The following is a 23437-nucleotide window of genomic DNA, read 5'->3' on the forward strand; positions in this document are numbered from 1 at the left end:
GCCCTTCTCCATAAGCCGCTTTCCATGGGCCGTTCTCCTGCCGTCAGTCGGCCGTCGCCGGGGTCGTGTCCCGCGTCCGGCGGGCCCTGCGGTGCGCCACCCCGCCGAGGATCACGTCCAGGGCCAGGAACGCGGCCAGCGGGATGCCCAGGAGCGGCACGAAGTAGCCGACGGCGGCCACCACGGCGAGCAGCGGTACGAGAACGTGGGGCGGGACCTGGGCCCAGGCGCCGCGTGGGATGGGACGGCCGAAGGCGGAGCCGCGTCCGCGCTGCCACCACATGCGGTAGCCGAGGACGATCAGCAGGATCAGGCCGAGCGTGAGCAGCATCAGCGCGATCTGGTTGACCAGGCCGAACAGGGAGCCGGTGTGCAGGTCGATGCCCCAGCGGGTGAGCTTGGCCAGCAGGGGGTAGTCGGCGAAGCGCAGGACGTCGAGGACCTCGCCCGTGTTCGGGTCCACGGCCACCGAGTCCTGTTTCTCGGGCCAGCTGCGCTGGATCTGCTGGACGACATACGCGGAGGACGGGTCGGCGGGCGGCACGATCTCGACCGGATCGCCCAGGCCCTCGGAGCGCGCGGCGGCGAGGATCTGGTCCAGTCCGACGCCGTGCTCGGCGTCCCCGCCCGCGGCGGCGCCATGGCCCCCGTGGTCACCGCCCGCGTCCGCCGAGACCGAGGGCGTGGACTGGCCCAGGGACGTGCGCAGTACGTCGATGTTGGCGCCCGCGTACTGCGACCAGGTCAGTCCGGTCGCCGACAGGAAGACAAAACCGGCCGCGGCCCAGACGCCGATCGTGCCGTGCAGCCCCAGCACCCGGCGCCGCCCGCTGGTGCCGCGCAGCTTGCGCAGGGCGCGGCGGCGGGAGAACCAGAGCGCGACGCCGCCGAGCGCGATCACCCACAGCCAGCTCGCGGCGAGTTCGCTGTAGAGACGGCCGGTGTCGCCGAGGTGCAGATCGCGGTGGAACTCGTCGATCCAGGTGCGCAGCGGCAACGCGCCGGTGGAACCGTACTGTTCCAGCGCGCCGCGCACCTCGGCGGTGTACGGGTCGACGAACACGGCGAGCGTGTGATCGGGGTCGACGCCCTCGACCCCGGTCAGCAGGACGCGCGTGGACGCGTCGGCCGCCGGGGACGGCCGCACGGTGCTGACGGAGCCCTCGGGATGGGCCTCGCGGGCGGCGGCGACCTGCTGGGATATGGGCAGCTTGGTGTCGCCGACGGGGACGGTCATCTCATCCGCGTAGACGATCTTCTCGACCTGGAAGGAACCGGCGTACAGGAAGCCGGTGAGGGCCGCCACCAGGAGGAACGGGGCGACGAGCAGCCCGGCGTAGAAGTGCAGCCGCAGGACGAGGGGCCGCAGGGCGGTCCAGACGCCGGGGGAGGGGGCCGGGGGCGGGGCGGGGGACGGCGCCTCGTCCGTACGGGTCGGCGGAGCGGTGGTCATCGGGGTCTCCGGGAATCGGCGGATGGGACGCTGAGGGTCGATGCAGTGGTCGGGGTGTGGTGTCGCCGAGTTCCCAGAGTGAAGAGTGACCCCCGTCACAAGGCGGGGTCTGTCATGCTGGCGCGATGGCCGCGATCCCTTCCGCCGACAGCTCTTCCGGCAGCTCCGCCGACCGTTCCGACGAGCGCTCTGCCGACGGCTCCGCCGACCGTTTCCCCGGGCGTCTTCCGCGCCCGCCGCGTCCTCCGCGCCTCCCCCTCGTCGAGCGGGTCGAGGAACTCCTCGCCGCCGGTGGCCCGTTGCCGATCGTCGCGGCCGGGGATCCGGTGCTGCGGCAGGGCACCCGGCCGTACGACGGCGAGTTGGGGCCCGCGCTGCTCGCCCGGTTCGTGGCGGCGCTGCGCCTGACCATGCGGGCGGCGCCGGGCGTCGGGCTCGCGGCGCCGCAGGTCGGGGTTCCGCTGCGGATCGCGGTGATCGAGGATCCGGCGCCGGTGCCGGAGGAGGTGGCGCTCGCGCGGGGGCGAGTGCCGCAGCCGTACCGGGTGCTGGTGAACCCGTCGTACGAACCGCTGGGCCCGGCGCGTGCCGCGTTCTTCGAGGGCTGTCTGAGCGTGCCGGGCTGGCAGGCGGTGGTGGCCCGGCCCGCCGAGGTACGGCTGACCAGGCAGGACGAGCAGGGGCGTGCGCTGGACGAGGTGTTCCGGGGCTGGCCCGCGCGGATCGTGCAGCACGAGAGCGACCATCTCGACGGGCTGCTCTACCTGGACCGCGCGGAGCCGCGTTCGCTGGCCTCGAACGAGGCGATGGCCGAGCGCTGGACCCAGCCGACACCCCACGAGGCGGCGCGGGAGCTGGGGTTCGGCCTCCCGGAATGAGCGCGGCCCCACTCTCCCCGTACGGGCGCGACTCAGCCCACTGCCCCGTACAGGCGCCACTCAGCCCACTGCCCGTACAAGCGCGACTCAGCCCGCTCCCCCTTGCAGACGCGACTCAGCCCCGCTCCCCCGGACAGGCGTGACTCAGCCCCGGTACGCCTCCAGCAGCCGGAGCCACACCTCGCTCAGCGTCGGGTACGACGGGACCGCGTGCCACAGACGGGAGACGGGGACCTCGCCCGCGACGGCGATGGTCGCGGAGTGGATGAGTTCGCCGACGCCGGGGCCGACGAAGGTGACGCCCAGCAGGATCTCGCGGTCCAGGTCGACAACCATCCGGGCATGGCCCCGGTAGCCGGCGGCGTACAGCCCGGCACCGGCGACCGAGGAGAACTCGACGTCGACGGCACGGACCTGACGGCCCGCCTGTTCGGCCTCGGCGAGGGAGAGGCCGACGGCGGCGGCCTCGGGGTCGGTGAACACGACCTGCGGGACGGCGGCGTGGTCGGCGGTCGCGGCGTGCGCGCCCCACGGATCGGTCTCCAGCAGCGGCACGCCCGCGGCGCGCGCGGCGATGGCGGCGCCCGCGATCCGGGCCTGGTACTTGCCCTGGTGGGTGAGGAGCGCGCGGTGGTTGCTGTCGCCGACGGCGTAGAGCCAGTCGGTGCCGGGGACCCGGAGGCTGTCGTCGACGGACAGCCAGGAGCCCGGTTCCAGGCCGACGGTGTCCAGGCCGATGTCGTCGGTGCGCGGGGCGCGTCCGGTGGCGAAGAGGATCTCGTCGGCCTCGATGCGGTCGCCGTGGTCGGTGTCGACCAGGACCGTGCCGTTGGCGCGGGCCACGGCGGTCACATTGGTGCCGGTGCGCAGGTCCACGCCGGACTCGGTGAGCGCCTCGGCGACCAGTTCACCGGCGAAGGGTTCCATGCGGGGCAGCAGGCCCTTGCCGCGCACCAGGAGGGTGACCTGGGCGCCGAGCGCCCGGTAGGCGGTGGCCATCTCGGTGGCGACCACTCCCCCGCCGACCACCACGAGGCGGCCCGGCACGGACTGCGCGCTGGTGGCCTCGCGGCTGGTCCAGGGCCGTACGTCGGCCAGGCCGGGCAGCTCGGGCAGCCGGGCGCGGGTGCCGGTGGCCACGGCGACGGCGTGCCGGGCGGTCAGGGTGGTGACCTCGCCGTCGGGGCCGGTCACGGTCACCGTGCGCGGTCCGGCGAGCCGGCCGTGTCCGCGGTACAGGTCGGTGCCGGTGCCTTCGACCCAGGCGACCTGGCCGTCGTCCTTCCAGTGGGAGGTGACGTCGTTGCGGTGGGCGAGGACGGCGGGCGCGTCGAGATCGCCCTCGACGAGATGCCTGAGGCCGGGCACCTTGCGGGCGTCGGCGCGGGCGAGGGCCGGACGCAGCAGGGCCTTGCTGGGCATGCACGCCCAGTACGAGCATTCGCCGCCGACCAGTTCGCTCTCCACGATCGCGGTGGAGAGGCCGGCCGCGCGGGTGCGGTCGGCCACGTTCTCCCCCACGGGCCCGGCTCCGAGCACCACGACGTCGTACATCTGGGAATCCGTTTCCGTCATGGGGCCAGTCTGGTGGGTGGTGTGCGTGGTGGCCACACGGGGTACGCGCGGGGATGTGCCGGTGCGTTCACAGGTGCGCGACGATCCGTGTCCGTCCGTGCACGGGTGCGGGTGCCGCGGGCGCGCGGGTGGAATAGGCGACCGGTCCTGCGGTGTTCCCCGGACGATTTCCCCGACATCAGGAAGCAGGGATTCAGGTCATGACCAGCACTGTCGAACTGACCAAGGAGAACTTCGACCAGACGGTCACGGAGAACGAGTTCGTTCTGATCGACTTCTGGGCGTCGTGGTGCGGTCCGTGCCGCCAGTTCGCGCCGGTCTACGAGAAGGCCGCGCAGGACAACCCGGATCTGGTGTTCGCGAAGGTCGACACGGAGGCGCAGCCGGAGCTGGCCGCGGCCTTCGAGATCCGTTCGATCCCGACGCTGATGATCGTCCGTGACCAGGTCGCCGTGTTCGCGCAGCCGGGCGCGCTGCCCGAGGCCGCGCTGAAGGACGTGATCGGCCAGGCCCGGAATCTGGACATGGACGAGATCCGCAGGTCGGTCGCCGCCGAGCAGGCGAAGGCGCGGCAGAACAACCAGTAGGGTCCCGGGGCAGGGCCGCTCGGCCGGAGGTCAGCTGGAGTCGCGGTGCACCACCGCGGCTCCCAGCACCTTGTGGGTCTCGGGGGCGGCGCCGGGGTCGCGTACGGCACGGTCGACGAGTTCGGCGATGGCCCGGCCCGACGGCAGGTCGATATGGACCGTGCTGAGCCGGGGCCGCAGCAGCCGGCCCAGCATCAGATCGTCCGCGCCGATCAGGGCGGTGTCCTCCGGGACGTGGACGCCCTCGTCCTGGAGGGCGCGCATCAGCAGCATCGCGTACTCGTCGTTGTAGCCGAACACCGCGTCGAGGCGCAGTTCGGGCCAGCGCGCGGCGAGCCGGGCGGCGGACTCCTCCGTGTACCCGAGGGGCAGCGCCCGGGCCCGCGCGTCCGTGCCGTGCAGGGCGCGGCGCACCCCGTCGAGCCGGGGCCGGGAGAAGCCCTCAAGGCCGGGCTCCTCGGGGACGACCACACCGATCCGGCGCCGGCCGCGCGCGAGCAGATGGGCCCCCGCCGCGTGCCCGACCTCGTCGTGGTCCAGCAGCAGCGCGTGGGCGCCCTCGACGGACTCCGGGCCGAGGGTGACGACGGCTCGGGCGCCGGCCCGTTTCAGGATCGCGACCGCCTCCGGGCCGAGCCCCGCGTCGGGCACCAGGACGGCGACGGGGCGGAGTTCGGCCCAGGCGCGGGCGGCGTCGTCGCCGCTCAGGCCCAGCGTGCCGTACTGCACGACGGTGTAGTCCAGCCGGCTGAGCGCCCACTGGAGTTCATTGAGGAACTGGCTGTGGAGCGGTCCGATGGGGATGGTCGGCGAGGGCATCAGGACGATCCGGCTGTGCCCGGCGCGCAGACTGCGGGCCGCCGCGTGCGGGACATAGCCGAGTTCCTTGGCCGCCTCGTGGACCCGGCGGCGCGTGGGTTCGCTGATGCGGACGGCGCTGGTGTTGTTGAGTACGTACGAGACGGTCGCGCGCGAGACCCCGGCGAGCCGGGCCACATCGGCGCTCGTCGGCACGGAGCCTGCGGTGGGCGTGTTCGGTATCTGCACCATGACGTACGGCATCTTGGCAGAGGCCGGAGCCCGGGTTTCAGGCGGGATCGGGTTGTTTCCCCTTGGACTTTCTACGGGCGTAGGTGGGGGTCATCGGCGGGCAATACGGGCTCTGACGCCCTCCGTGGCGAGCATTTCCGGCACAAACGTGCTCGCTACGAACATGTTCACCACTGTGGAGACATGACAGAACGCCCCCGTTCCGCGCGTTGCCGCCGTGAACGGCCGCGTAGCCCCCGCTGACCAGGGAGGGCACCGTCACGGCGGCGGTCGCCGTGCTGCGCGCCGAGGGTCTGCCACCGGGGGCACCCTGAGGCGAGCGGCCGGAGCGGGTGCTGACGGCGTACGCCGAGCCGCTGTTACGACCATCAGGGCCGGGCCCGTTCCGCGCTCACCGTCCGGCCGGGCGGGCGGCGCCGCCGCGACCTGATCGCGACGCCGCCGGCGCTGCTCGCGGCAAACTGGGTGCCGTCGGCACCAGGCCACCCGGGGGCTGGTCCTGCTGGCCTGCTGCTGATGCGGGCGACGGCGACCTCGGCGCAGTACGCGGGGCCGGACGGGGCGGGGGCGTCAGGCGGCCGAGGCCGAGTGGGCTGCCCTGCGCGCCGCGCCGCGCGACGCCGCCGAGGGCGCCCGTCCGCGTACGGGCGTGCCGACCCGGTCCGTTCCTCGCCGGGACGCCCGGGGAGGGGATGCCGTGGGCGTTCCAGGCGCTGGTCACCGGCATCGAGGGGACGGACGTAACCCGGCTGGGCTGGGGGCGGGTGCGCTCCCTTGACCCGCTGGGCCGCTCTCGGCGCCGGGCCCTGCCGTCACGCCCCGCGACCGGGCCCCGGGTCACCAGGTCGGACCACGCCGTCTCCGAGCAATCACGCCCCGCGATCAGGCCCGGGTCAACAGACCGGATCCGCCCCGCACCCCCGCGCATCGCCCGCCCCCACGACCACCCTCGTCACCAGATCCGACCACGCCGTCTCCAAGCGCTCCACCGGCATCCCGCGCTGGCGGGTCAGGTGGTGGATCAGGCCGGGGTTGAGCTGGGCCATGAGGGCGTGGGCGAGGAGGTCGGCGTCGCCGTCGGGGACCGCCTGGCGCAGGAGCAGGACCACATGGCCGTGCAGCAGGCGGCGGGCCGGGACGGTGTAGCGGCGGTCCGGGCTCGTGGGCTCGGCGGCCAGTTGCAGATCGAGTTCGTCCTTCGTGCGGCGCAGCAGGGCGAGGCCGAAGGCGCGCAGCCGCTCCTCGGGCGGGGCGCCGGGGCCCAGCGGGGGCGGGCCGCTGAGGAAGGCGGCCTGGAACTTCTTCTCGGAGTGGTCCAGCAGTGCGGTCAGCAGTCCCGTGCGGTCACCGAAGCGGCGGAAGACGGTCCCTTTGCCGACCGAGGCCGCCGTGGCCACCGCTTCCATCGTGAGCCCGGCGGCGCCGTGCTTCTCCACCAGGAGAGCGGCGGCCTCCAGCAACCGGGCCCGGTTGCGCGCCGCGTCGGCGCGCAGACAGGGCGAGTCTTCGGCCGGCCCGAGCTGGAGGAGCGCGGCGTCGTCGGCGCGCTCCGGGGGCGGCCCGAGGGGCGGGATGGTCGCGGACATGTCGCCAGCGTAAAGCATCGGGAATGAAACTGGACCGTGGTCCGGTTAGAGTGCTACAACATAAACGGACCCCGGTCCGGATATTGCAGCAGTGTTTCCCCCGTGTTTCATCCCCCATGGAGATTCCCATGTCCGTTCAGTTCCTCGCGCTCGTCGGCAGCCTCCGCGCCGGCTCCCACAACCGCCAGCTCGCCGAGACCGCCGCGAAGCTGGCCCCGGCCGGTACGGACGTCCACGTGTACGAGGGCCTCGCCGAGATCCCGTTCTACAACGAGGACATCGACGTCGCGGGCAACGTCCCCGCCGCCGCCCAGAAGCTGCGCGACGCCGTCGCCGAGGCCGACGCCCTCCTGTTCTTCACTCCCGAGTACAACGGCACCATCCCGGCCGTTCTGAAGAACGCCATCGACTGGCTGTCCCGCCCCTACGGCGCCAGCGGCATCGGCGACAAGCCGGTCGCGGTGCTCGGTACCGCCTTCGGGCAGTACGGCGGCGTGTGGGCGCAGGACGAGGCCCGCAAGGCGGTCGGCATCGCGGGCGGCAAGGTGCTGGAGGATGTGAAGCTGTCCATCCCCGGCTCCGTCACCCGGTTCGCCGAGACCCACCCCGGCGACGACGCCGAGGTCGTGGCCCAGCTGACCGAGGTCATCGAGCGTGTGCACGGGCACGCGGGTGCGGCGGCTGCCGCGTAACTCCTCGCACCTGGCGCCCCACACGCCTCGCGCCTCGTACGTAGCACCTCCCGAACATCCGAAAGGGCCCGAGCGTCAGCGCTCCGGCCCTTTTCGACGTGCCGTCGACTCCGGCTGCCCGCCAGGGGCAGGGGGGATGACACCAGGCGGAGAGCGCCGCCACACTGGCGCTCCCGACATGACGGCCCATCATGCGCATGTGATACAGCCCACATCCCCACCATCGAACTTTCTCCCCGTCCCACCGTCCTGTCGCTGATCCAGTTCGACCACGACGGGAGGCACCATGTCGTCCCATCCACCGTCGGCCACGGCGGACGGCCCGCCCGACGCCGATGACCTCGGCGTGCACCCGGTCCCCCGGCTGGTCGGCCGGTCGGCCGAACTGGCCCTCTTCGACGAATTGCTGGGCCACGCCGCCACCCGGGGCACCGCGCGGATGCTGACCGGCGAGGCCGGGGTGGGCAAGAGCGCGCTGCTGGACGCGGCGGCGGCGCGGGCGGACGGGGCGGGCTTCCGGGTCCTGCGGGTGGTCGGCTCGCAGTTCGAGCAGAGCGTCAGCTTCTCGGTGCTCAATCAGCTGCTCCAGCCGCTGGCGGGCGAGATCGACGCGCTGCCCGAGCGGCAGGCGCAGACGCTCCGCGCGGTCCGCGGGCTGTCCGACGAGCAGCCCCCCGAACTGCTCGCCATCGCCAACGCCGTACAGGTGCTGCTGTCCCGCACCGCCCTGAACAGCGCCCCGCTGGCACTGGTCATCGACGACGTGGCCTGGCTGGACCGGCCCAGCGCGGCCGTGCTGGCGACGGTCGCGCGCTACGCCCGCAGCGACGCGATGGTGCTGCTGGCGGCGGCCCGCAATGGAGATGAATCGTTTCTGAGCAGTACCCGCGTCCCGCAGCACGAGGTACGGCCGCTGGACGAGGACGCCGCGAACGCGCTGGTGGCGGAGCGGTTCCCGGCGATGACACTCCGGGTCCGGCAGCGGCTGGTCACCGAGGCGGGCGGCAACCCCCTGGCCCTGCTGGAGCTGCCGGTCACCCTCAACGAGGCGCAGCAGACCGAGCGCGGGCCGCTGCCGACCGTGCTGCCGCTGTCCGAGCGGCTCAAGGAGATCTTCTCGGTACGGGTGGCCGCCCTGCCGGAGGCGACCCGCGAACTGCTGCTGCTCGCGGTGCTGGACGGCTCCGGCGATCTGCATGTCCTGGAGCGGGCGTCGAGCCGCACGGGCGGGCTGAGCGAGCTGGGCCCGGCGGAGCGCGCCGGGCTCGTGCAGGTCGACGCGCTGACGGGCCGTCTGGTCTTCCGGCATCCGCTCACCCGCTCGGCGGTCATGGAGTGGTCGACCAGCGCGGAGCGCCGGTGGGGGCATCTGGCGCTGGCGGCGGAGTTCCCGGAGGGGTCCGAGCACCGGGCCCGGCACCTGGCCGACGCGGCCGTCGGGCCGGACGACAAGGTGGCGTCCCTGCTGCACGAGGTCGCCTACAGCACCCTGCGGCGCGGTGACGCGGTCGGCGCCATCACCACCTTGCTGCGCGCGGCCGAACTGAGCAGCACCGGCACGCTCAAGGGCCGCCGGCTGGCCGAGGCGGCCTGCATGGGCGTCAACATCACCGGCGATCTGCGCAGTGTCCGCGCGCTGCTGGACAACGCGGCGCTCGCCGACCCGGTGGGCGCCGACTCGCTCGCCGCGGCCGTCGCCGCCGCCGGTCAGCTGCTCAACGGCGAGGGCGACGCGGACACCCCGCACAAGCTGCTGGTGAGCGCGCTCGACAACCATGTCGAGGAAGGCGGCGAGGACACCGACATCGTCACCGACGCCCTGCACGCGCTGCTGATGCTGTGCCACTTCGGCGGCCGGCCGGAGCTGTGGCAGTCGCTGGAGCGGACCATGGCACGGATCGGCCCGCTGTCCTGCGACACGCTGCTGCCCGTGGTGTTCGGCACGTTCGGCGATCCCGCGCACTGTCCGCCGGCCGTGCTGGACGACCTCGACCGGCGGATACCCGAGCTGTACCGGGAGACCGACCCGCGGAGCATCATCCGTACCGCCGTCGCCGCCTCGTACGTCGACCGGCTGCCGGGCTGCCGGGGCGCGCTGCGGCGGGTCATCGACGACGGCCGGGACGGCGGGGCGATCACCTCGGCGATCGAGGCGCTGTTCCTGCTGGGCAACGACGCGTTCAACACCGGGCAGTGGGACGACCTGCCGGAGGTCGTGGACGAGGGGCTGCGCTGGTGCACGGCGTACAGCTATCGCATGACGGCCCATGTGGGGCACTTCCTGCGCGGAATGCTGGCCGCCGCGCGGGGTGAGCAGCAGGAGGCACGGGACCTGGCCGACCGGCTGGTGTCCTGGGGCAACCCTCGGGGCCTGGGCGCGCTGCGGCGGTACGGCTCGCACATCCGGGCGCTGTCGGCGCTGGGCGGCGCGGACTTCGAGGCCGCCTACCGGCATCTGCGGTCGGTGGTCACGCCCGGCGAGCTGCCCCGGCATCAGGCGCACTCCCTGTGGCTGTTCTTCGACTTCACCGAGGCCGCGGCCCGCACCGGGCGGCCCGGCGAGGCCCTCGCGTACATCGCGGCGGTCAAGGAGACCGCGATCCCGTCGCTCTCGCCGCGGCTTGCGATGCTGACGGCGGCGGCCGAGGCGATGGCCGCGCCGGACACCATCGAGCACGAGCTGTTCGCGCGGGCCATCGACTCGCCCGGCGCCGAGCGCTGGCCGTTCGACTGGGCGCGGATCAGTCTGGCGTACGGGGAGCAGCTGCGCCGGGCGAAGGCTGCGGTGGCGGCCCGTACCCATCTGGACGCGGCGCTCGGCACGTTCCAGCGGCTGGGCGCCGAGCCGTGGAGCGCGCGGGCCGCGAGCGAGCTGCGCGCCACCGGGGTCGCCGTGAAGTCCGTGACGTCCGCGACATCCGGGTCCCCGGGCGCGGACCGGCTGGAGCTGCTCACTCCGCAGGAGCAGCAGGTCGCGCAGCTGGCCGCGACCGGGCTGACCAACAAGCAGATAGCGGCGCAGCTCTTCCTGTCGCCGCGTACGGTGGCGGCGCATCTGCGCAATGTGTTTCCGAAGCTGAATGTGACGTCCCGCGCGGGACTGCGGGACGCGCTGAGCGGGCAGTCGTAGCCGACGGCGCCGGGGGCCCGTGCGACGGGTGCGGCGGGTGCCGCGGGTGCGGCCGGCCCGTGCGGATGCCGGGCCGGCTGCGAGCCGGTCAGCTCCCGGCGGTGGCGGCCTGCTTGATCAGCTCGGCGACGGCCTCCGGTTGGGAGACGTAGATGGCGTGGCTGCCGGCGGCCTCGGTCACGGTGGCGCCCGCGCGCTCGGCCATCACCCGCTGGGCCGGCGGGGGGATCATCTTGTCGTCGGTGGCGACCAGGTACCAGCTCGGCCTGGTGTGCCAGGAGGCCTCGGAGACCGCGCCGTTGAGGGCGTCGAGGCCCCACGGCACCTGCGAGTCGGCGAGGAACTTGGCGTCCTCGGGGTCCAGGTCGGCGGCGAAGGACTCGGCGAACTTCTCGCGGTCCAGGAACAGATAGCCGTTCTGGGGCGGCAGGATCGGCGGGACGGGCGCCCCGGGGGGCGGGTCGGCGATCAGGGAGCCGACGGACTCGCCCTTGTCGGCGGCGAACGCGGCGATGTAGACGAGGGCCGCGACCTGGTTGTGCCGACCGGCCTCGGTGACCACGACACCTCCGTAGGAGTGGCCGACGAGCACCACGGGGCCCTCCTGGGCCTCGATGACCTGGTGGGTGGCCGCGACGTCGCCCGCGAGGGACTCGGTCGGGTTCTGCACGATGGTGACGTTGAAACCCTCGCGCGTGAGGATGCGGTGCACCCCCTGCCATCCGGAGCCGTCGACGAAGCCTCCATGGACGAGGACGATGTTCTGCACGGTGGACATTTCCATGGCTCCTTTTGCGGTGAACTTCTACGGTGAACCTGCAAGGGCAGGCAACAAACCAGGACGCGCCGAGTAGCGAGGCTTCGTCAAAATGACCTAGTTACGGGGACAAAATCGCCGACAGGCCGAGCGGGCTGTACGGCGGCTGAACAATAGCTCAAGAACTGGCAAAAAGGCTGGATTACGAGGGCACCCATCTAGCTGTCCTGCGGAATTCCCCTATCGGTGAGGGCAAAGGCGGACACCGCGGTGTTGCCGGTGATATCGCGCGGGCGAGTGCATAGGCCCAGCAACGCCCGTACGCACTGGTGGCCGCCTTGGTCAGACCACCGTCCGGCATAGGGGCGAGGGCCCGGGTCGTGGTGGTCACCACGCCGTGCACATTGAGGCTCCAGAGCCGCGCGGACGCCTTGATCCGCGCGAAAGGCGACGGCCCGTACCCCGGATTTCTCGATTTCCGCTGCGCCGGCCGCCGCCTTTCCACCGACTTCTCGTCGGAGAGCACCACATCGGCGCCCGCCGAGACTCTTCGTCATGGAATTGACCTGTGCCTTCAGCCCCGCCCACCGACGGGCACGGAGCCGAGCGGGGCGGCCCTGCCCCGTTGCCTGAGCGATGGGCGCCCCACCGAGCCGACCCGCCGGTGACCGTATTCCTGCGGGCCCCCGTCGGGCGGCAACACGCGGCCCCCATCCGCCGGACAGGCCCTACGCTGTGACCATGGACGATACGGCGATGGTCGGGCTCATGGGGCGGGTCACCGGCACGATCGGGCCCGGCCTTGTCGGTGAGGTGATCGTCCGGGTGCGGGGTGGGGCCGAGCATTTCCTGGCGTACGCGGCGACGGGTGCCGACCGGATCGAGCGGGGCACGGTGGTGACGGTGGTGGAGTATCTCCCGCCGCGCACGGTGTATGTCTCGGCCATGTACGGGAGTTGAGCGCCGGGCCGTTTCGCACCAGCGGGAACACAGCTGTGTCCCGAGCGGGCAACAGCGTCAACCACACGCTGTACAGGGCGCGTTGAGCGGTCTCACACTCCCCTTACATTCGGCGCCCTGGCCTGGGGCGCCACCCGGCACCTGGGGGGTGCTTTGCCGATGTTCGTCGGCTTGCTGGTGGGCGCGGCGTTCGCCGCCGTCCTCGTGTTGATCGGCGTGTTCAAACTGATGTGGCGGGTCGCCGAGCCCAATGAGGCACTCATCATCTCCGGCTCCAAGCACTCCGTGGAGGGCCTGGAGGAGGGCATGGGATTCCGTATCGTCACCGGGCGCGGCACGCTGGTGCTGCCCGGCGTGCAGGCGGTGCGCAAGCTCTCCCTCGACCTCAACCAGACGGAACTGCACGTCGACTGCGTGACGCACCAGGGCATTCCGCTGAAGGTGCGGGGCGTGGTCATCTTCAAGGTCGGCGACGACTTCGTGTCCATCGCGAACGCCGCCCGCCGCTTCCTGGACCAGCAGAAACTCATGGCGGAGCGGGTGCACACGGTGTTCGCCGGGCATCTGCGGGCCATCGTGGGCGGGCTGACCGTCGAGGACATGATCCGGGACCGGGAGAAGCTCACCGGACAGGCGCGGGCGGCCTGTGGCACGGAGATGGAGAAGCTGGGCCTGATCGTGGACTCGCTCCAGATCCATGAGATCGAGGACCCGACGGGATACATCAAGAACCTGTCCGCGCCGCACACCGCGGCCGTGCACCGGGACGCGCGCATCGCGCAGGCCGAGGCCGACCGGCTGGCCACCGAGGCCGAGCAGCTGGCGTTCGCGCGGATGGCCCAGGCGACCCGGGACAGCGAGATCCTCAAGGCCGGGTACCAGGCGGAGCAGGACAAGGCGTCCGCCAAGGCCAAGCAGGCCGGGCCGCTCGCGGAGGCCGCCGCCCGGCAGGAGGTCGTGGTCCAGGAGACCCGGGTCGCCGAACTGGTCGCCCAGCGGCGGGAGCAGCAGCTCCAGGCGGACATCCGCAAGCCCGCCGACGCCAAGGCCTACGAGCAGCGCACGCTCGCCGAGGCCGAGCGGGACGCCATGATCTCGGTGGCCGAGGCCCGTGCCAAGGAGACCCGCGCGTCCGGTGAGGCCGAGGCCGCCGCCGCGCAGGCCAAGGGGCTGGCCGAGGCGGCGGCGATGCGGGCCAAGGGTCTCGCCGAGGCCGAGGCGATCAAGGCGCGGGCCGCCGCGCTCGCCGAGAACCAGGAGGCCGTGGTCGCCCAGCAACTCGCCGAGAAGTGGCCGGAGATCGTGCAGGCGGGCGCGTCGGCGTTCGGCAACGTCGACAACATGGTCCTACTCAATGGCGCCGACGGCATGAGCGAACTCTTCGCCAAGGCACTGACCATGGGCGGTACGGGACTGGGGCTGGCCCGTCAGCTGCTCACCACCATGAACCAGGGCGGCCCGGCCACCCCCGCGAACGGCACGAGCGTCAACGGGAGTTCGCCGGTCGTGACCGTCGGGAAGAAGGTGCCCGTCGACGAGGCGTGACGTGCCTCGCGGGCGGCGGGGGCACCCCGAGGTCCACCGGATGGGCCCTAGGGTGCCTCTGTGACTGCCTACACCGATGAGAACGCACCCGGCCGCTCCGGGCCCTCCGCCACGGTCGAGGCCGACCCGCGTGCGATCGGCCGGGTACGGACCGAGTACGCGCCCGAGTACGACGGTGATCCCGATCCCGGCGAGATCGTGTGGACCTGGGTGCCCTACGAGGAGAACGACGGGCGCGGCAAGGACCGGCCCGTGCTGGTCGTCGCCCGTGAGCCGGGCGGGAGCTTTCTCGCCGTGCAGCTGTCCAGCAAGCGGCACGACAGCGCGCGGGACTGGGTGCCGATCGGGAGTGGGCCGTGGGACCGGTCGGGGCGGGAGTCCTGGGTGGACGTGGACCGGGTGCTGCGGCTCTTCGAGGCGGGGATGCGCCGGGAGGCGTGCGCGCTGGACCGGATGCGGTTCAACTCCGTACGGCGGCGGTTGCAGGAGCGGTACGGGTGGGAGTGAGTCCTCTTTCCGGTGCGGGCAGGGGGGCCGGTCGCACGCACGCGCGCGCGGAGCCGTACCAGGTCACCGCCCGGCGCCCCAGAGGGAGGCTCCCTCCCTCAGGGCGAGGGCGCGCGGACGGGCGCTCATGGCACCACCCCCGTGGACGCCATGCGCGCACCGCCCGCGGCCGGTCCGACTCCCCCGTCGCTCCCCCGTCACTCCCCCGTCGTGCTCATGTGCCGATCCTGAGCGATGCTGGTGGAGCGGTGCAACGGAGTTTCCCGTGCCGGGAAGGGTGGCCCGACCCAGGGTCACCGGGACCGTACGTCCCCTACGCACCCTTGTGCGACGCGCCGGAAAGGTTTTGGGTGGGACGGGCGTGCGGCCCCGGACCCACCCGGTCCGTGGGTGGCGGCATGGTGGCATCTCAGGAGGATCACCACATGTCCGATTCGGTTAGTGACTGTACGGAAATCAGCACCGCCGTCACGGAAGCCGAGGTCGAGGCGCTGGTCCGCGGTATCTGTTTCAAGACCGGACCGCCCCGTACCGTCGGTGTGGAAGTGGAATGGCTCGTCCATGAGCTGCGCTCGCCGTGGCTCCCCGTGACACCCGAACGACTCGAAGCGGCCTACGCCGCTCTGCGGCCCCTGCCTCTCAGGTCGGCGCTCACCGTCGAACCCGGCGGCCAGCTGGAGCTCAGCTCCCCGCCCGCCGCCTCCCTGATGGAGTGCATCGGTACCGTATCCGCCGACCTGGACACCGTCCGCGCCGCACTGCGCGCCGACGGTCTGAAGCTGACCGGTTTCGGCAGCGACCCCTGGCATCCCCCGCGGCGCTTTCTGCGTGAGCCCCGCTACGACGCCATGGAGACCTGTCTGGACCGCACCGGCCCTGCGGGCCGCGCCATGATGTGCACCTCGGCGTCGGTGCAGGTCTGTCTGGACGCCGGGTACGAGGAGCCGGGCCCACTGGGCCTGGGGCGGCGCTGGTGGCTGGCGCACCAGCTGGGCGCGGTCCTGGTGGCCGCGTTCGCGCACTCCCCGCTGACCGGCCGCGTCCCCACGGGCTGGCGGTCGACCCGGCAGCGGCTGTGGATGGAGATCGGCGCCGGGCGCGCGGGCGCCCCGACGCTGGACGGCGACCCACGGACCGCCTGGGCCCGGCATGTGCTGGACGCCCCGGTGATGTGCGTCCGCCGCGACAGCGGCCCGTGGGAGGTGCCACGGGGGCTGTCCTTCCGGGAGTGGACCCGGGCGGCGGCGCCGCCGACCCGCGGCGACCTCGACTACCACATCTCGACGCTGTTCCCGCCGGTCAGGCCGCGTGGCCATCTGGAACTGCGGATGATCGACGCGCAGCCCGGCGACGACGGCTGGCAGGTGCCGCTGGCGCTGACGACGGCCCTGTTCGACGACCCGGCGGCGGCCGAGACCGCGTACCGGGCGGTGAAGCCGCTGGCGGAGCGGGCGCTGGCGCTGCCCGCGCCGCACAATCCGCTGTGGACCGCCGCCGCCCGCGAGGCGCTCGGCGATCCCGAGCTGCACGAGGCGGCCCGGATCTGCTTCGCGGCGGCGATCGAGGCGCTGCCCCGGCTGGGGGCCACCGACGCCATCGTCGACGCCGTACGGGCGTACCAGGACCGCTATGTCGTACCGGGCCGGACACCGGCCGATGAGCTGCTCGACCGGACGGGCGGCGCGGACGGCGGCCCTCACGGGGAGGACATCCGATCATGACCGAAGCCGCCATCGACCTGGACTTCGACGGGGAGGCGTTCCGCGAGCGGGCGCTGGCCTCCCTGCTCACCGCGCGGGACCGCACGACCCTGCTGACCACCTGTGTGGCGGAACCCGAGCTGACCGCACAGCACTCCCCGCTGATGTCGCCGCTGGTGTGGGACCTGGCGCACATCGGCAACCAGGAGGAGCTGTGGCTGCTGCGGGCGGTGGCCGGGCAGGACGCCCTCCGCCCCGAGATCGACGGGCTGTACGACGCCTTCGAGCATCCGCGGGCCGCGCGGCCGTCGCTGCCGCTGCTGTCGCCCGAGGAGGCCCGGCGCTATGCGGCCGAGGTGCGCGGGCGGGCGCTGGACGTGCTGGAGTCGGCCGCGTTCCATGGCACGACCCGGCTGACCGAGGCCGGTTTCGCGTTCGGGATGATCGCGCAGCACGAGCAGCAGCACGACGAGACCATGCTGATCACCCACCAACTGCGCAAGGGCCCACCGGCACTGATCGCCCCCGACCCCGGGCCCGCGCCGCTGCTGACCGGCCCGGCCGAGGTCCTGATACCCGGCGGCCCGTTCACCATGGGCACCTCGGGCGAGCCCTGGGCGCTGGACAACGAACAGCCCGCGCACCAGCGGGAGGTGGCGGCCTTCCACCTCGACACCACGCCGGTCACCAACGGCGCCTACCTGCGTTTCATCGAGGACGGCGGCTACGGCGACCCGCGCTGGTGGACACCGCAGGGCTGGGCGCACATCCAGCGGCACGGCATCGACGCCCCGCTGTTCTGGCGGCGGGACGCCGGGCAGTGGCTGCGCCGCCGCTTCGGGGTCGTCGAGCCGGTGCCGCCGGACGAGCCGGTGGTGCATGTGTGCTGGTACGAGGCCGACGCCTACGCCCGTTGGGCCGGGCGGCGGCTGCCCACCGAGGCCGAGTGGGAGAAGGCTGCCCGGCACGATCCGGCGACCGGCGGCTCCATGCGCTACCCGTGGGGCGACGCCGACCCGGGCCCCGAGCACGCCAACCTGGGGCAGCGCCATCTGCGTCCGGCACCGGCGGGCAGCTATCCGGCCGGGGAGTCTCCGTACGGGGTGCGGCAGCTGATCGGGGACGTGTGGGAGTGGACGGCGAGCGACTTCCTGCCGTACCCGGGGTTCACGGCGTTCCCGTACAAGGAGTACTCCGAGGTGTTCTTCGGGCCGGATCACAAGGTGCTGCGGGGCGGGTCGTTCGCGGTGGACCCGGTGGCCTGCCGGGGCACGTTCCGCAACTGGGACTATCCGGTGCGGCGGCAGATCTTCGCCGGGTTCCGCACCGCCCGCTCGGGGGCGCTCTGATGTGCCGTCATCTGGCCTATCTGGGCCCCGCCGAGCCACTGGGCGCGCTGCTGACCGAGCCGCCGCACAGTCTGCTGCGCCAGTCGTGGGAGCCGCGCCGCCAGCGGTACGGCACGGTCAACGCCGACGGTTTCGGGGTCGGCTGGTACGCGGAGGGCGACCCGGTGCCGGCCCGCTACCGCCGGGCGGGGCCGATCTGGGCGGATGTGTCGTTCCCGGATCTGGCCCGGGTGGTGCGCACCACCGCGCTGCTCGGCGCCGTGCGGGACGCGACGGTGCCGGGTGCCGACGGGGAGGCCGCGGCGGCGCCGTTCGCCGCCGGGCGCTGGCTGTTCAGCCACAACGGCTCGGTCGCGGGCTGGCCCGACGCGCTCGCCCCGCTGGCCCGCGAGCTGCCGCCGGTGGCGCTGCTGTCGCTGGCGGCGCGCACCGACTCGGCGTTCGTGTGGGCGCTGGTCCTCGACCGGCTGCGGGCCGGGCAGGAGATGGGCGCGGCGCTGGCGTGGGCGGTGGCCGCGGTCGCGGCGGCGGCCCCGGCGTCCCGGCTGAATCTGCTGCTCACCGACGGCACGGCGATCGCCGCGACCGCGTGGGGCGACTCCCTGTGGTACCTGTCCCGCTCCGGCCGGGGCACGGTCGTTGCCTCGGAGCCGTACGACGACGATCCGCGCTGGCGGGAGGTCCCCGACCGGACGCTGCTCGTCGCACGCCACGCCGATGTGCTGCTCACCCCGCTGACCGAGCCGGGCCCGGACGGCGCAGGTTCGGCATCCTCCCCCTCGATCGACGCCGGTCGGGCGGGGGGACCCTCATCCCGCAAGGAGTCCCGCACGTGAGTCCGTACTCTGTCACCCGCAGCCTGCCCGAGGGGGCCACGGGCGCCGCCCTGCGCGCGGACGTCCTGCACGGCCTCACGGGCAGCCCCAAGACGCTGCCGCCGAAGTGGTTCTACGACGCCCGCGGCAGCGAACTGTTCGAAGAGATCACCGAGTTGCCCGAGTACTATCCGACGCGCGCCGAGCGGGAGATCCTGCTGGCCCGCTCCGGTGAGATCGCGGCGGCGGCCGGTGCCCGCACCCTGGTCGAGCTGGGCTCGGGCTCCTCGGAGAAGACCCGGATCCTCCTCGACGCCCTGACCGGACTGCGGCTGTATGTGCCGGTCGATGTCAGCGAGAGCGCCCTGACGCGGGCGGGGCGCGCGCTGGTCGCCGAGCGGCCGGGGCTGGACGTCCACGCGCTGATCGCCGACTTCACCGCGGCGCTGACCCTGCCCGAGACGCCGGGGCCGCGGCTGGTGGCGTTCCTCGGCGGCACCATCGGCAATCTGCTGCCCGCCGAGCGCGCGGTGTTCCTGGCGTCGGTCCGCGCGCTGCTCTCCCCCGGTGACGCCCTGCTGCTGGGCACGGACCTGGTGAAGGACGAGGGTGTCCTGGTCCGGGCCTACGACGACGCGGCCGGGGTGACGGCCGCGTTCAACAAGAACGTCCTGTCCGTCGTCAACCGCGAACTGGGCGCCGACTTCGATCCCGGCGCCTACGACCATGTGGCCCTGTGGGACCGCGCCAACGAATGGATCGAGATGCGGCTGCGTGCCCGCACCGCGCAGACCGTGAAGCTCCCCGCGCTGGACCTCGCCGTGGACTTCGCGGCCGGGGAGGAGCTGCGTACGGAGGTGTCGGCCAAGTTCCGTGAGCAAGGTGTGCGCGCGGAACTGGCCGCCGCCGGGCTGGACCTGACCCACTGGTGGACGGACGAGGAGGGCCGCTTCGCGCTGTCGCTGAGCGTGGCGCGCTGATCCGGCGGGACCCAGGGGACGGCGTGGTCGGCCGGCCCCCGGGTCCCGCATCGTCCCTAGGTCGTCATCGCGAGGACGTCATCCCGGCATCGTCATCCCGAGGTCGGTGACAGTGTCTCCGTGATCTGGTTCGACGCCTCCTTGGCCGCTTCCTCCGGGTCGGTGCCGGTGAGGACCTTGGTCATGTACGTCTTGATGGGGTTGTCCGCCTCGACCTTGGCCCAGTCGGGGGTACTGGGGGTCGCGCGGCCCTGGGCGGCGCCCTCGGCCATGGCGGCGGCGCCCTCCTCGCCGGACAGGGCGTCGGCCAGGTTGGCCTTGTTGGGGACGTAGTTCATGGTCAGGGCGAGGTCGGTGTTCCACTTGGCCCCGGCCAGCTCCTCGATGACCGTGATCGCGCCGTCCCGCTGGTCGGTGTAGCGCGGGATGATGAGGTCGGAGCCGCCGGTGAACACCGCGCCCGGCTTCTCGGCCGTCTTCCCCGGCACCGGGAAGTAGCCCAGCTTGCCCTTGAGTTCGGGGTTGCTGTCGAGGACGGCCTGTGCGCTGCCCGGCACGGCGATGATCTGGGCGACCTCGCCCTCGGCGAACACATCGGTGAGCGGCGGGGTCTGCTCGTCGGCGTCGGCGGGCCCGGCGCCGAGTTCCTGCAACTGCCCGTAGAACTCCATGCCGGCCAGCGCTTCCTCGGTGTCCAGTGAGCCCTCCCAGACGGCGCCGTTCTCCACGGCGAGGTCGCCGCCCTCGTCCCAGATGAACCCGGCGAGCGTGTACCAGTCCTGTCCGGCGAGGTAGATGCCCTGGTTGCCGTCGGTGTTGAGGGCCTCGGTCGCCGTGAGCCACTCCTCGCGGTCCTTGGGCACCTCGGTGATGCCGGCCGCCTCGAAGAGGTCGGTGCGGTAGATGACGACCCGGTTGGCGGCGTACCAGGGGATGCCGTACTGGTGCGAGCGCAGTTGGCCGGGTTCGGCGAGACCGGGCAGCCAGTCCTTGCTGCCCCAGTCGCGCACCGACTCCAGGGTCAGGTCCAGCAGCCGTCCCCCGTCGACGTACTGCGGGACCTGGGTGTTGCCGACCTCGATGACATCGGGCCCCTCGGTGGCGTCGGTACCGGCCTCCAGCGCCGCCTCCACCTTGGGTCCGATGCCGGTCCACTGCTGGATCTGGATGTCGAGGTCGAGGTCGGTGTGCCGGCTCTCGAAGTCCTCGGTGAAGCGGTCCAGGAATTCCTGTGACGCGCTGTCCTTCATCAGCCATACGGTCACGGTGCTGCGGTCCGAGCCGGAGCCGGGCAGCAGACCGCAGCCGCTCACCAGGGAGGCGGATACGCACACGATGGCCAGAAGGCGACGTCTCACGGGGGTCGTTCCTGTTCTGTCTGACACACAGGGAGATAAGACCCGACGTGGGGGGACGAGCACGGGCTCGTACGGGTGTGGATGGATTTTGGTATGGACCAATGCCGAGGTCAAGGGGCCTTTGGTATCGATCCGATGTCTCGCGCTACGCCCCAGCGTGGGGGACCGTGGAGTGACGCGTGACACACCCGTCACGGCGTCCATCATGCCGAGAGGAGCACCCCCATGTCGGACCACACCTACCGGGTCACGGAGATCGTCGGCAGCTCGCACGAAGGCGTGGACCAGGCTATCCGCAATGGTGTCGCACGTGCAGGGCAAACCCTGCGCAATCTGCACTGGTTCGAGGTGACCCAGGTCAGGGGTCAGATCGAGGACGGGCGGATCGAGCACTGGCAGGTCGGTCTGAAGGTCGGTTTCCGGCTGGAGGAGACCGACTGAGCGGGCTCGGACACCGGGTGGACCACGGCCCGCCCCCGCTACCCGCCACCCCACCGCCCTCCCCTCAGGTCCGGCCCTCGCGCTCCTGCGCCGCGTCCAGCTCGGCGGAAGGGGCGCTCCAGCGTGCCCGCACCACCCGGAAACCGGCGCGTTCGGCGGCGTCGCAGACCAGTTCGTCGTCGTCCACCAGCATCCGCACCTCGCGGTTCCGGGCGAGGCGGCGCAGGATCTCCAGCTTGGTGACCCGGGCGGGCCGCCGGTCACCGGTGCGCCGCATGTGCACCCGGCCCTCGGGCAGCCCGTGCGCGGTCAGCCAGGCGAGGGTGTCCCGTCGGCAGCGCTCCGGCCGCCCGGTCAGATACACCACCTCGCACTCCTCGGTGCTCGCCGCCACCAGCGCGACCCCCTCGGCGATCGGCGGGTCCTGCGGCGCGGCGGCGAAGAACGCGTCCCATTGACGTCCTCCCCCTCGTGAACGAGGGGGATTCCCTCCCTGGCGTCCGCTGTAACAGCTCGCCTTGAGTCGGGTTCCTGTTTCATCGGGTCCTGCCTTCCGCTAGGCGGAGGGTCTTACGGTCCCTCCGCAGGCGTTTTGGCTCTCCGCACGTCCTGCGGCGAGCACGATGCGGGCCGCGTTCACGTCCCGGTCGTGGGTGGTCTGGCACGCCTCGCACGTCCATGTGCGGACGTTGAGGGGTTTGGGTCCGTCGATGACGAAGCACACCGAGCAGGTCTGCGAAGACGGCAGCCAGCGGTCGACCTCGGCGAAGATGCGCCCATAGCGGGCAGCCTTGTACTCCAACATGGCCGTGAACTGGGCCCATCCGGCGTCGTGGACGGACTTCGCGAGCCGGGTGCGGGCGAGACCCTTCACCGCGAGGTCCTCGACGTACACCGCTTGGTTTTCGCGGATGAGTGTCGTGGACAGCTTGTGGTGGTGGTCCCGCCGTGTATCGGCGACGCGGGCGTGCAGCCGCGCCACGCGGGCGACGGCCTTCTTGCGGTTGCTGCTGCCCTTCGCCTTCCGGGAGAGGGCCTGCTGTGCCTTGCGGAGACGCCGCTCGGCACGACGCAGGAACCTCGGGGAAGCGACCTTCCGGCCGTCGGACAGGACCGCAAAGTGCGTCAGCCCCAGGTCTATGCCGATCTCGCCCGTCGTCTCCGGCAGGATCTCCGACGGGTCGGTCTGCACGACGAAGCTCGCGAAGTAGCGGCCCGCCGCATCCTTGATGACGGTGGCCGAGGTGGGGTCGGAGGGCAACTCGCGAGACCAGCGGACGGGGATCTCGCCGACCTTGGCCAGGTACAGGCGACCGTTCGGCCGGATCGAGAACCCGTTGCGGGTGAGGCGGATCGCGTGGCGGTTGTCCTTGCGGGACCGGAACCGGGGCGCAGCGACCTTCGGGCCCTTGCGTCGTCCGGTGACCGAGGCGAAGAAGTTCCGGTAGGCGGTGTGCAGGTCGGCGAGCGCCTGCACCAGCACCACGGATGACACCTCGGCGAGCCAGGCCCGTTCGGGGGTCTGCTTCGCGGCGGTGATGACCTGCTTCTGGAGGTCGGTGTCCTTGATGTACGGCAGCCCGGCGGCATGGGCTTCCTGCCGTGCGCGAAGGGCGTCGTTCAAGACGACCCGCGCGCACCCGAACGCCTTCGCGAGTTCCTGCCGCTGTCCGGCTGTGGGGTGCAGCCGGAAGTTGTAGCGCAACTGCACCCCGCATCCCCTTATCGAGTAGCTGACCTACTGCAAGCGTAGCAGTAGACGACCTATCGCATGCGGATACCGTGAACCCATGGACATCCCCGGCTACCTGACCACCGAGCAAGCCGCCGAACGCCTCGGCATCAATCCGCAGAGCGTCTACAACCTCGCCAACCGCGCCCCCGACTTCCCCGAGCCCGTCAAGGTGGGCCGCGCCTCGCTCTGGCCGATCGAAGGCATTGACGCATGGCGCGCCGCCCACCCTGCCCGAAGAGCGCGCCCCGAATCCGGGCTTACCCCGCCCTGAAGGACGGGGCCTGCGCCGTTTACCCATGGTCACGCCCGCCAGCGTAGACAAGCGCGGCGAGAGCGGGG

20 protein-coding genes and 1 pseudogene are annotated in these 23437 nt (G+C 72.3%); 13 read left to right on the top strand and 8 right to left on the bottom strand.

The features are described 5' to 3' along the window. Window positions 1-43 precede the first annotated feature (43 nt). Window positions 44-1453, bottom strand: coding sequence for a PepSY-associated TM helix domain-containing protein (locus ACFXAZ_RS31950; protein WP_384598245.1), 1410 nt, complete (start codon window positions 1451-1453; stop codon window positions 44-46). 125 nt (window positions 1454-1578) lie between these two features. Here ACFXAZ_RS31950 and ACFXAZ_RS31955 point away from each other — a divergent pair, with 125 nt between their 5' ends. Further along, complete coding sequence (locus ACFXAZ_RS31955; protein ID WP_384598247.1) at window positions 1579-2331, top strand: peptide deformylase; 753 nt, start codon at window positions 1579-1581, stop codon at window positions 2329-2331. A 144-nt stretch (window positions 2332-2475) separates the two neighbouring features. On the opposite strand, the gene ACFXAZ_RS31960 is transcribed toward ACFXAZ_RS31955, so the two are convergent. Then, window positions 2476-3906 (bottom strand): dihydrolipoyl dehydrogenase family protein, encoded by a 1431-nt coding sequence (locus ACFXAZ_RS31960; protein ID WP_384598249.1) that lies wholly within the window; start codon window positions 3904-3906, stop codon window positions 2476-2478. A gap of 200 nt (window positions 3907-4106) precedes the next feature. Between ACFXAZ_RS31960 and trxA the strand changes: the two genes are divergently transcribed. Next, window positions 4107-4493, top strand: coding sequence for a thioredoxin (gene trxA, locus ACFXAZ_RS31965; RefSeq protein ID WP_384598251.1), 387 nt, complete (start codon window positions 4107-4109; stop codon window positions 4491-4493). A 30-nt stretch (window positions 4494-4523) separates the two neighbouring features. Here trxA and ACFXAZ_RS31970 read toward each other — a convergent pair whose 3' ends face one another. Next, window positions 4524-5543: a LacI family DNA-binding transcriptional regulator gene (locus ACFXAZ_RS31970; protein ID WP_384598253.1), complete on the bottom strand. Its 1020-nt coding sequence runs from the start codon at window positions 5541-5543 to the stop codon at window positions 4524-4526. An 893-nt stretch (window positions 5544-6436) separates the two neighbouring features. Then, window positions 6437-7129: a TetR/AcrR family transcriptional regulator gene (locus tag ACFXAZ_RS31975; RefSeq protein ID WP_384598255.1), complete on the bottom strand. Its 693-nt coding sequence runs from the start codon at window positions 7127-7129 to the stop codon at window positions 6437-6439. Between the two features lie 128 nt (window positions 7130-7257). On the opposite strand from ACFXAZ_RS31975, the gene ACFXAZ_RS31980 reads away from it, so the two are divergent. Both ACFXAZ_RS31980 and ACFXAZ_RS31985 read left to right on the top strand, forming a co-directional pair. Then, window positions 7258-7821: an NADPH-dependent FMN reductase gene (locus ACFXAZ_RS31980; protein WP_384598257.1), complete on the top strand. Its 564-nt coding sequence runs from the start codon at window positions 7258-7260 to the stop codon at window positions 7819-7821. A gap of 286 nt (window positions 7822-8107) precedes the next feature. Continuing rightward, window positions 8108-10951 (top strand): ATP-binding protein, encoded by a 2844-nt coding sequence (locus ACFXAZ_RS31985; RefSeq protein WP_384598259.1) that lies wholly within the window; start codon window positions 8108-8110, stop codon window positions 10949-10951. Between the two features lie 88 nt (window positions 10952-11039). Here ACFXAZ_RS31985 and ACFXAZ_RS31990 read toward each other — a convergent pair whose 3' ends face one another. Continuing rightward, the gene (locus tag ACFXAZ_RS31990; protein ID WP_384598261.1) at window positions 11040-11729 is read right to left on the bottom strand and encodes an alpha/beta hydrolase; all 690 of its coding nucleotides are present in this window, start codon (window positions 11727-11729) and stop codon (window positions 11040-11042) included. Window positions 11730-12464: 735 nt separating this feature from the next. Between ACFXAZ_RS31990 and ACFXAZ_RS31995 the strand changes: the two genes are divergently transcribed. The 7 genes from ACFXAZ_RS31995 to egtD all read left to right on the top strand — a co-directional run bounded on the left by ACFXAZ_RS31995 (window position 12465) and on the right by egtD (window position 19564). Further along, window positions 12465-12668, top strand: a complete 204-nt coding sequence (locus ACFXAZ_RS31995; RefSeq protein WP_382687496.1) for a hypothetical protein — start codon at window positions 12465-12467, stop codon at window positions 12666-12668. 159 nt (window positions 12669-12827) lie between these two features. Continuing rightward, on the top strand, window positions 12828-14213 hold the full coding sequence (locus ACFXAZ_RS32000) for a flotillin family protein (RefSeq protein ID WP_384598263.1): 1386 nt from the start codon (window positions 12828-12830) through the stop codon (window positions 14211-14213). Between the two features lie 60 nt (window positions 14214-14273). Next, window positions 14274-14720, top strand: coding sequence for a type II toxin-antitoxin system PemK/MazF family toxin (locus ACFXAZ_RS32005; protein WP_384598265.1), 447 nt, complete (start codon window positions 14274-14276; stop codon window positions 14718-14720). Window positions 14721-15145: 425 nt separating this feature from the next. Further along, window positions 15146-16441, top strand: coding sequence for an ergothioneine biosynthesis glutamate--cysteine ligase EgtA (gene egtA / locus ACFXAZ_RS32010; protein ID WP_384598267.1), 1296 nt, complete (start codon window positions 15146-15148; stop codon window positions 16439-16441). Next, window positions 16438-17769, top strand: coding sequence for an ergothioneine biosynthesis protein EgtB (gene egtB, locus ACFXAZ_RS32015; RefSeq protein ID WP_384598269.1), 1332 nt, complete (start codon window positions 16438-16440; stop codon window positions 17767-17769). The genes egtA and egtB overlap by 4 nt, the downstream gene beginning before the upstream one ends. After that, a complete protein-coding gene (gene egtC / locus ACFXAZ_RS32020) occupies window positions 17769-18605 on the top strand; it encodes an ergothioneine biosynthesis protein EgtC (RefSeq protein ID WP_384598271.1) in 837 nt (278 codons plus the stop codon). The genes egtB and egtC overlap by 1 nt, the downstream gene beginning before the upstream one ends. Then, window positions 18602-19564 carry an L-histidine N(alpha)-methyltransferase gene (gene egtD, locus ACFXAZ_RS32025; RefSeq protein WP_384598273.1) on the top strand — a complete coding sequence of 321 codons (963 nt, stop codon included), beginning with the start codon at window positions 18602-18604 and terminating at the stop codon, window positions 19562-19564. Before egtC ends, egtD begins: the two co-directional genes overlap by 4 nt. Window positions 19565-19656: 92 nt before the next feature. On the opposite strand, the gene ACFXAZ_RS32030 is transcribed toward egtD, so the two are convergent. Beyond that, window positions 19657-20922: an extracellular solute-binding protein gene (locus tag ACFXAZ_RS32030; protein WP_384598275.1), complete on the bottom strand. Its 1266-nt coding sequence runs from the start codon at window positions 20920-20922 to the stop codon at window positions 19657-19659. Window positions 20923-21147: 225 nt separating this feature from the next. Here ACFXAZ_RS32030 and ACFXAZ_RS32035 point away from each other — a divergent pair, with 225 nt between their 5' ends. Then, window positions 21148-21363, top strand: a complete 216-nt coding sequence (locus tag ACFXAZ_RS32035) for a dodecin (protein WP_382687426.1) — start codon at window positions 21148-21150, stop codon at window positions 21361-21363. Between the two features lie 64 nt (window positions 21364-21427). Here ACFXAZ_RS32035 and ACFXAZ_RS32040 read toward each other — a convergent pair. Both ACFXAZ_RS32040 and ACFXAZ_RS32045 read right to left on the bottom strand, forming a co-directional pair. Then, window positions 21428-21823: pseudogene (locus ACFXAZ_RS32040) on the bottom strand (hypothetical protein); the annotation flags it as partial. Between the two features lie 96 nt (window positions 21824-21919). After that, window positions 21920-23074: an RNA-guided endonuclease InsQ/TnpB family protein gene (locus ACFXAZ_RS32045; RefSeq protein WP_384598277.1), complete on the bottom strand. Its 1155-nt coding sequence runs from the start codon at window positions 23072-23074 to the stop codon at window positions 21920-21922. A gap of 79 nt (window positions 23075-23153) precedes the next feature. Between ACFXAZ_RS32045 and ACFXAZ_RS32050 the strand changes: the two genes are divergently transcribed. After that, window positions 23154-23369: a helix-turn-helix transcriptional regulator gene (locus ACFXAZ_RS32050; protein WP_384598279.1), complete on the top strand. Its 216-nt coding sequence runs from the start codon at window positions 23154-23156 to the stop codon at window positions 23367-23369. Window positions 23370-23437: the final 68 nt, after the last annotated feature.

This window comes from Streptomyces sp. NPDC059477 (assembly GCF_042749375.1).
In the GTDB taxonomy this organism is placed as follows: Bacteria; Actinomycetota; Actinomycetes; order Streptomycetales; family Streptomycetaceae; genus Streptomyces.

Excerpts from the sequence above, each read along its gene's own strand:
- trxA (WP_384598251.1), top strand. The coding sequence starts at position 4,107 with ATGACCAGCACTGTCGAACTGACCAAGGAGAACTTCGACCAGACGGTC.
- ACFXAZ_RS31985 (WP_384598259.1), top strand. The coding sequence starts at position 8,108 with ATGTCGTCCCATCCACCGTCGGCCACGGCGGACGGCCCGCCCGACGCC.
- ACFXAZ_RS31980 (WP_384598257.1), top strand. The coding sequence starts at position 7,258 with ATGTCCGTTCAGTTCCTCGCGCTCGTCGGCAGCCTCCGCGCCGGCTCC.
- ACFXAZ_RS31960 (WP_384598249.1), bottom strand. The coding sequence starts at position 3,906 with ATGACGGAAACGGATTCCCAGATGTACGACGTCGTGGTGCTCGGAGCC.
- ACFXAZ_RS31975 (WP_384598255.1), bottom strand. The coding sequence starts at position 7,129 with ATGTCCGCGACCATCCCGCCCCTCGGGCCGCCCCCGGAGCGCGCCGAC.
- ACFXAZ_RS32050 (WP_384598279.1), top strand. The coding sequence starts at position 23,154 with ATGGACATCCCCGGCTACCTGACCACCGAGCAAGCCGCCGAACGCCTC.
- ACFXAZ_RS31950 (WP_384598245.1), bottom strand. The coding sequence starts at position 1,453 with ATGACCACCGCTCCGCCGACCCGTACGGACGAGGCGCCGTCCCCCGCC.
- ACFXAZ_RS31995 (WP_382687496.1), top strand. The coding sequence starts at position 12,465 with ATGGTCGGGCTCATGGGGCGGGTCACCGGCACGATCGGGCCCGGCCTT.
- egtB (WP_384598269.1), top strand. The coding sequence starts at position 16,438 with ATGACCGAAGCCGCCATCGACCTGGACTTCGACGGGGAGGCGTTCCGC.
- egtC (WP_384598271.1), top strand. The coding sequence starts at position 17,769 with ATGTGCCGTCATCTGGCCTATCTGGGCCCCGCCGAGCCACTGGGCGCG.
- ACFXAZ_RS31970 (WP_384598253.1), bottom strand. The coding sequence starts at position 5,543 with ATGGTGCAGATACCGAACACGCCCACCGCAGGCTCCGTGCCGACGAGC.
- ACFXAZ_RS31990 (WP_384598261.1), bottom strand. The coding sequence starts at position 11,729 with ATGTCCACCGTGCAGAACATCGTCCTCGTCCATGGAGGCTTCGTCGAC.
- ACFXAZ_RS31955 (WP_384598247.1), top strand. The coding sequence starts at position 1,579 with ATGGCCGCGATCCCTTCCGCCGACAGCTCTTCCGGCAGCTCCGCCGAC.
- ACFXAZ_RS32000 (WP_384598263.1), top strand. The coding sequence starts at position 12,828 with ATGTTCGTCGGCTTGCTGGTGGGCGCGGCGTTCGCCGCCGTCCTCGTG.
- egtA (WP_384598267.1), top strand. The coding sequence starts at position 15,146 with ATGTCCGATTCGGTTAGTGACTGTACGGAAATCAGCACCGCCGTCACG.
- ACFXAZ_RS32035 (WP_382687426.1), top strand. The coding sequence starts at position 21,148 with ATGTCGGACCACACCTACCGGGTCACGGAGATCGTCGGCAGCTCGCAC.